General features: G+C 42.1%; 7 protein-coding genes and 1 pseudogene. 3 read left to right on the plus strand and 5 right to left on the minus strand.

The window, feature by feature from the left end; all coding sequences use genetic code 11:
• Window position 1 precedes the first annotated feature (1 nt).
• Window positions 2-1,867: a DUF1998 domain-containing protein gene (drmB, locus tag ACX27_RS21875; protein ID WP_062295492.1), complete on the minus strand. Its 1,866-nt coding sequence runs from the start codon at window positions 1,865-1,867 to the stop codon at window positions 2-4.
• A pseudogene (gene drmA, locus ACX27_RS21880) lies at window positions 1,864-5,392 on the minus strand (DISARM system helicase DrmA). Before drmA ends, drmB begins: the two are co-directional and overlap by 4 nt.
• A 334-nt stretch (window positions 5,393-5,726) precedes the next feature.
• Here drmA and ACX27_RS21885 point away from each other — a divergent pair.
• The 3 genes from ACX27_RS21885 (at window position 5,727) to ACX27_RS34185 (ending at window position 7,148) form a co-directional block, all read left to right on the plus strand.
• Window positions 5,727-6,026, plus strand: coding sequence for a type II toxin-antitoxin system RelE/ParE family toxin (locus tag ACX27_RS21885; protein WP_062298497.1), 300 nt, complete (start codon window positions 5,727-5,729; stop codon window positions 6,024-6,026).
• A gap of 25 nt (window positions 6,027-6,051) precedes the next feature.
• A complete protein-coding gene (locus tag ACX27_RS34180) occupies window positions 6,052-6,423 on the plus strand; it encodes a HigA family addiction module antitoxin (protein WP_235526316.1) in 372 nt (123 codons plus the stop codon).
• Window positions 6,424-6,662: 239 nt separating this feature from the next.
• A complete protein-coding gene (locus ACX27_RS34185) occupies window positions 6,663-7,148 on the plus strand; it encodes an ImmA/IrrE family metallo-endopeptidase (protein WP_235526317.1) in 486 nt (161 codons plus the stop codon).
• A gap of 63 nt (window positions 7,149-7,211) precedes the next feature.
• On the opposite strand, the gene ACX27_RS21895 is transcribed toward ACX27_RS34185, so the two are convergent.
• Genes ACX27_RS21895 through ACX27_RS21905 form a run of 3 tightly spaced genes read right to left on the minus strand, consistent with a single transcriptional unit; the run spans window position 7,212 to window position 11,932 of the window.
• Window positions 7,212-7,661 carry a type II toxin-antitoxin system VapC family toxin gene (locus ACX27_RS21895; RefSeq protein WP_062295494.1) on the minus strand — a complete coding sequence of 150 codons (450 nt, stop codon included), beginning with the start codon at window positions 7,659-7,661 and terminating at the stop codon, window positions 7,212-7,214.
• A 3-nt stretch (window positions 7,662-7,664) separates the two neighbouring features.
• Window positions 7,665-7,946 carry a DUF2281 domain-containing protein gene (locus tag ACX27_RS21900; RefSeq protein ID WP_062295496.1) on the minus strand — a complete coding sequence of 94 codons (282 nt, stop codon included), beginning with the start codon at window positions 7,944-7,946 and terminating at the stop codon, window positions 7,665-7,667.
• A 29-nt stretch (window positions 7,947-7,975) separates the two neighbouring features.
• Window positions 7,976-11,932 (minus strand): Eco57I restriction-modification methylase domain-containing protein, encoded by a 3,957-nt coding sequence (locus ACX27_RS21905; protein WP_062295498.1) that lies wholly within the window; start codon window positions 11,930-11,932, stop codon window positions 7,976-7,978.
• Window positions 11,933-11,941 lie beyond the last annotated feature (9 nt).

Consider the following 11,941-nt stretch of genomic DNA (forward strand, 5'->3'; position numbering starts at 1 on the left):
TTTATTCAGGGAAGAACTCTGCTCCTAAACCTTCAACTGTAGAAACAACCAAGGCACGGTCAAGAAACTCATTGCGGCGTTCACAGGATGTCTCTGCAATTAGCAAGCATCCGTGACAAGCAGAACCGTGCAGAAAACGCTCCTCTTGCTCATTATCTGGGCGATGTTGAGCGCATACTGGGTCATTGGAGCATAATCTCCCTTGCTCTAGTGCTACTTCCAAATGGTGTTCAATGCGTTTGCCAACTTCTACCAGTCCGCCTAAAGTCCCTTCTGAACCAGTTGAACCAGTGTATAAAAGAATGCCATAACCAGATTCACCAGCATATATGCGTTCGCGGATGGAACTAGCCGCATAACCGCATTCTAACGATACAGCCATAATTAATAAGTGTGATAGAGAATGCAGCATAATATACGGCAAGGCAGGAAACTTAACTTTTTCTTTTTCCTGGTCGATACCTTTACGCGCACACCAAATATCGAATCCTCTTGATAATTCTCTCCCCCGCTTTTTAACCGCTTCTCGCTTTAACCAATTTTCAATAGCTTCCTTACGGAAAGCAATAAATACACCCTCGCCTTTATTCTCAATTGCAGGAACCCAAGTAGTTTCAATATCTAGTGCAGCACGCCTGACGCTAATATCAAGGTCTCCATCAATATCTGGCATTTCCGCTTCAAAGCGAGTAAAACCTACCTGGGCAATTACTTCACGTAAACGATGGACTAAAACAATTCGTTCAATACAGGAAGAAAAAACAGGCTGTAAATTACCCAAACTACGTGACCTAGCATAAAAATCACCGTCTGGTACATCTTCCCCAACTTCGACGGGGCTGGAAAGCAATGTCTCTATTTCTACTTGCTTAATACCTTTATTTGGTTTACCTTGTCCACTTTGTCGCCTTTGAATTTCTTGCCAAACAACTTCATTGCTATATCCTTCTAAATTTGTGGCTACCTTGGACATTAGACTCTTAACAAGAGTAAGTTGTTCAAGTGTTGTTATGTTTTTAAGGAAATCTTCGTAGACTGAATTTACTGCTTTTTGTAAAGCTGCGTCTGAATCAGGGAGGGAAATAACACTGAGAGTTTGCGAAAAATAGGCGTTACTGGCAGACCTAACTAATAAACGATTGTATTCTGGTAGACCTGTGGATTCACGAATACAGTAAGGTTCTTGGGCAAAAGAACCAAGCCAAGGGCGATGTCCCTGACATGGGCCTAAGACTTTACCGTTGCGAACTGTTGCATCAGCAAGGGGACGGCGTTTTTTACAGGCTTCGCAACGCACATAAATCTCAGCGAAGTCGTTACCAGAACCACCTTCGTCTAACCATAGCTGACCTCGACACTTATTTTCAGGGTCATTATGGGCAAAACGATACCAGTCAATATCGCTAATATGACCTTTAACGCAGGCTTGTACAAAGCGTACAGGTACTACTGGTACAGGTTTTTTCTCGGCACTCAGATATTTACCACTAACCAAATTACCCCACGGTAACAGAGGGCGAGTGCGGAATGTTTTTTTAGTTTTGGTATCGTACCAAGTTTCTTTAACTTGGGCTAAAAACCAAATGGGAAACATAAAAGCATTAATTCCGGTGCGGGGGGCTTTAGGGTCTTGTTCGTCAACTGGTGGTGCATACAGCTTAATATTGGAGACTTCTAAAATTTCAGCAACTCTAGTTGCTAATCGGTCTTCAAAGATGCACCTTCTGTCACCACGCCAATGATTCAACCCAGCAACTAATATGGAATGTTCAGGTAAGTCTACCATCGCCCCAGGCCCAAAGGTAGAAAGAATTTGGCTTTGGCGCACTTGTCCGGCTGGGGGAATTTTTTTGTGAGATTTGTTCATTTTCCTTTCTCTTCTACCTCATTTCCGTAAGGGTTAATCACCCACAGATTGACTGTTGGTTCGACATCGCGCAAACTTCGCTGGGCTTTAAAGCTTCGTGCTTCTAGTGGTTGATTCTCTAATTCGGGGTCGAGGGGATCAAATATTAGTGGTGGTGCTTCGCCTACTTCACGCTGATATTGGAGGCTAATTTTTCCATCGCTATTAGCAATGCTTTCCCATGTATCTAGTAAGTTTTTTACTCGTCCTTTGACTTTGTGACGTGTTTCTTCTGCATCATCCTCGTCGTTTTTACAAACCTCTGCGCGTTGTGCAATGGTTTCAACAACAAACTCTAATTCTTGGCGATGTTGAGTAATATCGAAAGCGCGAGTTGGCGCTGTCATCCCTGGATGTCCTAGACGTGCCAAAGCAACAGTAATGGCGGCAATACCTCGGTCAATAGCGCGGGGAGAAAAGGGTGTAACGCTGGTAGCTTCTACTGCTCGGTAAAATGTTGAATGCCAAGCAAAAAAGCGTTCATAATGAGAGCGATCGCGTGGACGATGAATGTTCAATAACGTCACTACTAAACCCGGTCTTTCCTCATTCCGTCCTACACGGCTGGTAGCTTGGATATATTCGGCGGCTGTTTTGGGTTGACCGAGAACTACCATTAAACCCAAGCGAGTTATATCCAAACCTACGGAAATCATATTTGTTGCTAAAACTACATCAACCTTGTCGTCTTGCTCAAAGGTTAATTCCATTCGCCGCTTAGTATCTGCAACTTCGCTAGTGCTGACACGGGAGGTTAATTCTTCTGGTTCATCATCAATTTTCCGGTCAGCAAATAACCCTGAAGTTTCACCAACTCGCTGACGCTGGCTGTAACGCAATAGACGAGATTTAACTTCATCCTCAACAATGCGCCGACTACCACCTAGTTCACGTAGGGAGTTAAAGTAACCTAACAGCGTCATGTAAGGGTCGGCTGGGTTCTCAGAGTTTTTCTTACCCCCTTGTTCTAGCCATTGCTTTTGGGCTGCGCCTAATAATGCTAAATAGCTACGCAATAGTACTACTTTTAAGCTGCGTCCTTGAGCAGCAATTCCTACATAGGTACGGGCGTTCTTTACTGTAGCAGGGACGGTTTTAGCAAAGAATGAATCGCGTCTATCTGGCCCTGGTGGCGGAAATATATCAACTTCACTGCGCCCAAATAAAGCTTGAATTTGTTTGCTGGCGCGGCGGACTGTCGCAGTGGAAGCCACGATTTTTGGACGAATTTTTTTTACCCTCTATTTCTTGGCTACACAAAGCATCAATAGCGGTTTCGTATAGACCTACCATTGTTCCTAAGGGGCCGGAAATTAAATGTAATTCGTCTTGGATAATCAAATCTGGTGGTGGTAAATAACCGCCAAGGGGTCTACCTCGATTTGGTTGAGTGGGGCCGTAAAAACCATCATTGTCGTAGCGGTCTACTCGTCCAAATAATGCGCCTGTTTCTCCCACCCAAGGCAGGCTGGCGAATTTATCTACTGTAGAGATAATAAAACAAGGTAAGCGGCGGTATATTGGCTCGTCTACTGCGACTATTGGTAAAGGATTATCACCACGGAAATTACAACGACGGTTAGCGCAAAATACTTGTAAATTAATTGGTTGATCAGTAGTCGGCCATAATTGGAATGAGTTGCGATCAAATTTTGTCCCACACCAAGGACAATTTTCTAAAGGAATAGGGGATGGGTTACGCCCGTTATCTCCAACAAAAGCACGAGTACGTTCTCTAGCACTGTTTTCGTCGTTATCTCCTTTCTTACCCATACGGTTGGGTGTTGCGGCTTGTCCTACCCATAGCCCAATTTCAAACGGCCAAGTTCCCAACTTCTGCGGGTTTTTTTGACGTTCCAGTTCTAAGGCGCAAATCATCGCCGCCGCCCTTCCGAGTTGGTCGAGGGTCAAAAGACGCAGGGTATAGCGCATGAGGACGCTTAAACCAGCCGATTTGACACCAGGATAACGCAGTCGCCGTAGGACGAGGGTGAAGGCTGCGAGTCCTAAGTAGGCTTCGGTTTTACCGCCACCTGTGGGGAAGAATAGCAAATCGACTAATTCGCGATCGCCATTTTCGGGGTAAGCTATGCCTACCAAGTTCATCAGTAAAAAGGCTAACTGGAAGGGTCGCCATTTTGGTGGTGCTTCTGTTTCAGGAGTAGTGCTTTTACCATGAGTATTACGTTGGCGAATAGCTGTAGCAATGGCGCGATTAGCGATGCAGAAAGCCTCAAATATTTGTGGGTCATTTAAGGCTTGGATACCTGCGTTGATGCGCTTGTTAGAAATTTCCGCACGGCGGAGTAAATCTAGGGCGACATTTAACCGCTTGGGTTCGGTGGGACATTTTGTGTGTTGTTCTTGAATCCAATCAGCGTAAGCATCTACCATTGGACTCAGCATATTTTGTAATGCTGCTGGTGTGGGTGCGTTGGCTAAGGCTTCCATTCCCAATTCCACATCTTTTACTTGGGTGGCGATGACCTTTTCCACATCAGCCGTAGGTATCCATGCTGTACGTATTTCCTGACAGCTACCATCAGGATTGGTAAGTGCGATCGCACTAACGTTATGACCTACTGCATATTCATAATCATCGCGGTATTGTAAATCTGCGACGTTTTCATCCCAATCATGATTATCTCGTCCGCGTAAGTTGGGACGGGCTACTAATGGTTCTGGGGTATGGATGATTAAACTGGTTTGAAAAATATAGCTAATATCGCGCTGTTTATCTGAGGTGGAGAGGCGATTATTGACAAGAAATACAGAAACAGAACGAGTTCCAGCCGGGACAAGTTCTTTGGATGTTACAGGACGGATGGAGACGACAAGTTGTAAACCGTTGCTATCAGCTATAAGAATAGTTTTTGGGTTTTGATGAAGCTGTAATTTTAATTGTTTAGGACTACTTAAACCTAAACCCAGTTCTAATTGTTCGGGATTGCGATCGCCCATTAGAGGTACAGTGATTTTGGCTTGGCGTGGAATCCGCTTCCAGCATCCAGATAAATTGTTATTTGCTTCCTCTTGGGGGTTTGTAGTTTCTAGTTCTAGGGGTGAGACAATTTCTTCCGCACCAGAATCATCTTGAGATTGTGCAGCAGTATTATCTTTTATTGGGAAGTAATCACCCCATTGCACTGTGAGATTAAGTTGACTGGCGTTTTCAGCAACCAGAAAACTTAAACCCATCGATGAAGGGAAAAAAGCTTTCTTGGCGAATGGCTTGTCTGGGACAGTTTCATCTTCACCCGCGCTACCCCTTTGTAATTGGTCTAAATCATCATCAGCCGTATCATCTCCACGCTGTTCGATGGGTGCGCCATGCGGAACAAGAAAACCTGTAAGATACCACTTTGATGGTGCTTGGTCGAGAATTTCTTCTGCGTGGTCAATATCATCAGGGGTGGGGCCTATAAGGTCAAGTTGTAAGGCTTCGATGAGGCGCGATCGCACTTCGCTAGGAGTGGCTGATATCATCATGTATAGTTTTTAACTCTTGTATAACAGATAAAAATAACTATTGTCCGTACATATTCATAAAGAAATCAAAAGCTTGACCTTAATCACGCTTAATAGTACAATTGTCCTATATAGGAATTAGACTCAAGCAAAGTGTTCCATTAAATAAAAACGCCAAAACCTTTGACAGAGCAGCTTTTAATTAAATTTCATCATTAACTGACAAACTTTTACAAACAGCTTAAAACTCTTGTCTCATTAAGATTTATAATTTAAATATCAGTGATTCACCCCAAGACTGAATCGAATCATAATATAATGCAGAATCCACTGCATTTACTTGGGGGGAGCTTTGCGTTTTATCTTTAAGAAAAAGAAACTCGAAGCACTTTATACAGAAGAAAAAGATGCTCATAAATACCCAGGTGTGGTTGATGACTTTTTTGAGGTAATGGCAATTATTGATGCTGCTGTAGACGAACGAGACTTATATGCTCAAAAGGGATTGCGATTTGAGAAACTGCAAGGAAAACGAGGGAAAGCAGGAGAGCGTTCCTTACGTTTAAATGACCAGTGGCGCTTGATTTTGACAGTGGATAAAGATGAACAGGGTAATTACCTGACCATTCTCGATATTGAGGATTACCACTAACCGATACAGCAGGGGAGATAAGAATATGAGCCAGAATTTAACACCAGCAAGAGTACCAACACCTGGAAAAATTTTAAGTCGAGAATTAGAAGCGCGTGGCTGGACGCAAAAAGATTTAGCTGAAATTATTGGTCGTCCAGTTCAAACTATCAACGAAATTATTCGGGGAACCAAGCAAATTACACCAGAAACCGCAATTGAATTGTCGCAAGCTTTGGGTACTTCTGCTGAGTTTTGGACAAACTTAGAAGCAAAATATCGGCTTCATCTAGCGGTAAAAGAAAAAAAGCAGGAGGAAAAGGAGCAAAGTATAACTCGTAAAAGTCAATTATATACAATTCTTCCCATGTCTGAAATAATCAAAAATGGGTGGATAAAAAAAAACAGATTCTATTGATAGTCTAGAACAGCAAATATGTAATTTTTTTCTCCATACATTCCTTAGATGAAATACCTAAGTTAAGTGTTAATTTTCGTTGTTCAGAACATAGAAGACCAGAAGATATTTCTCGCATAGCTTGGCTAAAACGAGTTGAGAATCTAGCTAAACAACAGAAAATTAGAAGCTTTGACCGCACAAAATTAGAAAATGCCATATCAGAAATTCTTGCTTGTGCCGAAAAAGTAGAAAATATTGTGCTAATTCCTAAATTACTAGGAGATTTGGGTGTACATTTGGTAATTGTCCCGCATTTGAGTAAAACCTATTTAGATGGTGCAGCTTTTTATTTAGAGAGTAACCCAGTTATTGCACTGACACTAAGATATGACCGAATTGACTCATTTTGGTTTACTCTCCTGCATGAATTAGCACATATAGTTTTAGGGCATAAAGGCAGCTACTTAGACAATTTAGACGCTTTAGAAGAGAACGAGGAGGAAATAGAAGCGAATCAGAAAGCTGCTGAATGGTTAATACATCCTCAGCCATATCAAGATTTTATTCTCAGGAGCAAAAAAGTCTTTTCTCGTAAAGGTATCGAAGAATTTGCTCAGACTCAAAGCAGGCATCCAGGCATAATTCTTGGTCGCTTGCAATATGACAAATTAGTTCCTCATAAAAATTTAAGAGTGTTACTAGTAAAAGTTAGCCCCTTTTTCCAGAATTGTATTGATAGTTAGACCGACAGGGATTTTAAATGACAGCTTAAGGAGTTTATAATTGCATACATTTCTGGGTTGATGTTAACTTGTCAACCAAGATTCAAGCGATAATGTTTTGATTTCTTGGATACGTTTAAAATCACTATCGGCTGAGACAAGAGTTAAATTATGTTGTAAAGCAATTGCAGCAATCCACAAATCGTTTTTACCAAAACCTAAATCAGTAATTTTCGTTTTTCTCCGCTTGGTTTTTTCTTTTGGCGCAAATTGCTTAAATAAATCAGATTTTATTTGACCGTAAATATTTGCTGTTTCTTGGTCAATATTATAGATATATATACCTTGTAGAAAGTTTTTTACAAGGATTAAATTACTCTCACGTTTTTGAGAACGTTCTGCCATATCTATTAACTCTCCCTGCACAATTACACAGGTTGCAATAAAACTGGTTTCTAATTCCGCAAGGTGAGTCAAAATTTCAGTATTGCCTAAAATAGCAAGACTACAGTGATTAGTATCAAGTAAGTACATACATTAGTCAAAAGGGTTAAATTTGTAATTGAATTTAGCTTCTCCACGACTTGAAATCACTTCTTCTAAGCATTCTTGTAAATCATCGCCTTGCCAATCACCAATAGTTTCTAAATGCTTTAAAAGAGATGCACCTGTTGACTTTATGGCAGTATTATTAGTAGCTTCAACTTGATTTTGCTTGTTATACTTTGCTTGCAAGAATTGAACATAATTTAAAATTTCCTGCAAAATTGGTTCAGGTAATTTTTCTAATTCTTGTGTAATTTGTTCCTTAATAGTCATTTTTTCACCTTGGTCTGTGCCTACTGAATCTAATTTACGTTCATTCCTGGAATAATGACCGTATCATTTTTATTTTTACTATTTTTACTTTCTTTTGTAGATTTCCTACCTTTACCCTTCCCTTTCTCAGCACCTTTACCGCCTAAAATTTCTGCCTCGGCGCGTTTTTGATTTAAATCAAGCAAGCGTGCTAAAACTTCATCGTGGATTTCTTCGCGCCAACGATAACGCCAGGGTTTTTTCTTTTGTCGTCCACTGCTGTTTTCTGTGTCCTCCTCTTCCTCATAGTCGAGAATAAAATCGCAGTCGGTGGGGATATCTGACCAGCCGTAAGCGTCGAGGACGGCTTTATCCATTGCGGTGTGGAGTTCGCGGAGTTTGAGGATTTCGGGGTCGTATTCGTCGGGGTCGTGGAAGCGGTTGTAGGTGTCGGTGAGTCCTTGGTTGTTGCGAACCATTAAGGCGGCGCGGTATTCGTAGTATTCTTTGCCTATGGTTTCTAGGGTAGGGTTGGTTTCCCAGTTTTCGGGGAAGGGGAAGGTTTCAAAGCAGTCGGAGGGAGTGTAGCGTAGTCGGTCTTCCAATGATGAACCAAAAAAGCGAACCCAAATTTCATGGATGCAGGATTGAACTATGCCGAAGAATGAATATCTTTGATCTGCAAAAACGCCTAACCCATGCGAAAAGACACTGTTTGCTGGTAAAAATGCAAATGATAAATATTGCGAGTGCAGAGAAAGAACTAACACCCGTTCGAGAGGTGCGATCGCTTTAAACAATTCTTTTCTTAGCCGTTCAAATTGCCACCAAGCAGCAGTTGAATGTTTACCGCGCTTTTCTTTAACTTTTTCTTCTACAATCTGCATCAAATCAGGATATTCTCTAGCCTCGGCCTCACTCATTTCACCAAAATTAATCACATAACGATGATGTTCATGACTCGGACTAGAGTTAACATCTTCCCCACCGATATAAGGAAAAATTCGCTCTTGGTTTTTAGAATTTCGTTCAATCAAACGGTGCATTTCTGCAATAGATGTAGCTTCAGGGTTGGAATCATCAAATGTAAAACCCATCCCCAATACATAGCTACCAATAAAACTTTTATCAGCATTCGCTAATAACACAGCAGGGTTGTTATTACCACCTGACTTAAATAAAAATGCAGAAATTAAATCTACTTTGCGCCCATCTAATAACTTTACACCTTGATAATCGCCTTTAATAACATTAACCACACTCACAACAACGGCGGCTAAACCTGGCCACTTTAACCGCTTTTGAGTATTGTAAATAGTACCGCCATTCTCACATATATATCTCAATCCAGTGCTACGAGTGTCACCTTGAGCAATAGTATTAGTCGCAATCAAACCAAAACAACCTGATTTTCTTAAAAGCGCAAATGCCCTGCGATAAAAGTGAGCAACTAAATCAGAATTACCATGTGATTCTGGGTTAACCACTTTCAACCAGTCCATATATCTATCTGTATGGGCATTTATCGCTGTATTCTTACCCGCAAATGGTGGATTACCAACAATTGCATCAAACCCTGGATTTTCTCTATCAAATACTTCTGGAAATTCAATCTCCCAGTTAAACGGTTGCACAGATTTATCTGCTTGGCGCAAATTTCTACTAATACTTAAAACCTCTGCGCTCTCATCTGGATTTCGCCGCCATTTAAAATACTTCTGAAATAATCCGTCTCGCTCCTCTTTCCTCGCTTTATCTTTTTCCGCAGCAAAGAAAGAAGCAATCACTAAATCACCTTTAAGACGAGCATCATGTAATAATTCCTCTGTTGCTTGATAAAAATCACGCTTCGCATCGTAATTCTCATCGCCTAAACTTTGAATTTCATCACGGTTAAACTTAACCTTATTTAGTTGCTCATTAAATAAAGGCAATTCTTTATCATCATAGGTAGTGTCTTTTTCCCAGTTAAACTTAACAAGTTGGTCGCGGGTTAAACCTACCAACGAATCACCACATTTCAACGCATGGTCTAAAAATGTAAAAGGATGCTTCTTGGCTAAAGTTACCAACCACAAAGATAACTTCGCCAAATTCACCGCAAACGGGTTTTTATCCACCCCATACAAACAACGCTGCGCCACCAAACGCCGCGCATAAAGTAACGGTTCTTCATCTGATGGAACTTCTGAAATCATGCCATGTTGATTCCATGCTTCCACTAATTTTTCTGCTAACTGACGACAAGCTTCCACCAAGAACGCGCCTGACCCTACTGCTAAATCACATACCTTCAAAGCCAAAATTTGCTCTGGTGTGGGACGTTCACCCAACGCTTCCAAAACAGGTCTGAGGGTTTCTTTAACTATCGGTTCTGTCAACGCACGGGGCGTATAATGAGAACCACTGCGCCGCCGTTCTTCCCCTGGTTGCAAATACAATGAACCAACAGCCAGTAAAGCGGGAGTTTGCGGCGATATCTTCCGTCCTAAAGCTGCAATTAAATCCTCGGCGGTTTTCGCTTGCTTTAACTCGGTCAGTGATTTACCGGAGATTTCACAACCTGCTACTTCTTTTAAATACTTCGCTCTGTCATTGGCTTTGGTGCTTAAAACTTCATCGACGCTAACAACCACAGTGACAGAGGTTTTCGCACCCTTGGGTTTACTCCATACGCCAATAGATGATGTAGTAGCTTTTTTGACCTCATAACCCATCACCGCCTCGTATACAGAACCGATTTGTTCCACATCTAGAGAACGGTATGACAAACGTTCACCATCAAGAACGAGTAACCCCTGCAATACTTTGTGAATGACTCCATCAGAAATGCGTGGCGGTTCAATCAACTCCCATTCTTTATAGGTAGTATGGCGAGAACGACCTTCTAAAAATGCGTACTCATCCGGGTCAAAAAGCTGTCCGTGACGCGCTGGCAAATATAAATCAGCATGACAGCCGCCATCATAAACTAAGCGAAAAAGACTGAGTAACCAAGCCCAAGCACCATAACGCTGTTCCATCGTGTCAGGATAGTTACCCGCATCCTCACGTAATCTCTCATAAAGTCCAGTTACGGAATAGTTGCGCGTGTAAATCGAACCCTGCGGCATTAAACCTTCATCTTCTGCATACAGCAGAAACACCAACCGCAGCAATACTGTAATTAATCCACCGTAAATATGCTGAGGGTCGTTTTGGGCAATGTCATCAAGCAAGAGTCCTTTAGCATGGTCATTCGCAGCTTGAAAACCACGCAGTAATTCCCACAGCGCATCAAGTACCTGTTCTGATAACTTGGTAGAAACTTCGTTTTGGTACTTGCGGCTATTTTGCAGCAAGGCTACTAAACGGCGGTCTGTTGGCGCATTGAACACTCGCTGTTCTTCCAACAACATCTGCATTGCACCCAAAATCAACCGTCCCGATACCTCGCACATCGCTTGTACCGGAAAGGTCAGGTGTCCAGAAGATTCACCGCGTGGGGCATATACCAAACGTAATTCTGTACCATTACACAAAATACCTACAGGAATTTCCTTCTCCCGTAACAGTCGCTCAAACTTCGCTTGGGGCGTGGCGTGCCATCCTGTAGATTTGATATCTTCTCTGACCCTATCAAACTCACTACCAAGGGAAATGACCTGTATCAGCATCAAGCAACCACCATTATCTGGGTCAGGTACGGCATAGGTTGTTTGTAAGGTTTCACCGTATTCTGGTAGCGATATCGCCAAATCCTCTGGACTCTCGACTAAATCTGTCGGTTGCCAACCCAGAATTTCAACTGTGAAGGTGGGAAAATCGGAAATTACGCAGGTGTTGTTGCTGCTGTCCTCGGCGGAATCTCGGCTTACTACTTCGCTTAACCGTTGCTGTAACTCAACAACGTTGCGATTTACCGACATTTGGGCATTATTTAACGCCGTTGGCGATACTACCAACCCCACTGGCTGAAGAAAGCCCAACCATTCCTTATGCGCTTGAATTTCTCTATCCTTAACCATACTCCTCAC

This window comes from Nostoc piscinale CENA21, from assembly GCF_001298445.1.
GTDB lineage: Bacteria > Cyanobacteriota > Cyanobacteriia > Cyanobacteriales > Nostocaceae > Nostoc_B > Nostoc_B piscinale_A.

Bases quoted from the DNA above. Each gene is read 5' to 3' on its own strand.
- ACX27_RS34180 (WP_235526316.1), top strand. From the start codon at position 6,052: ATGAGCCAGAATTTAACACCAGCAAGAGTACCAACACCTGGAAAAATT.
- ACX27_RS21905 (WP_062295498.1), bottom strand. From the start codon at position 11,932: ATGGTTAAGGATAGAGAAATTCAAGCGCATAAGGAATGGTTGGGCTTT.
- drmB (WP_062295492.1), bottom strand. From the start codon at position 1,867: ATGAACAAATCTCACAAAAAAATTCCCCCAGCCGGACAAGTGCGCCAA.
- ACX27_RS21895 (WP_062295494.1), bottom strand. From the start codon at position 7,661: ATGTACTTACTTGATACTAATCACTGTAGTCTTGCTATTTTAGGCAAT.
- ACX27_RS21900 (WP_062295496.1), bottom strand. From the start codon at position 7,946: ATGACTATTAAGGAACAAATTACACAAGAATTAGAAAAATTACCTGAA.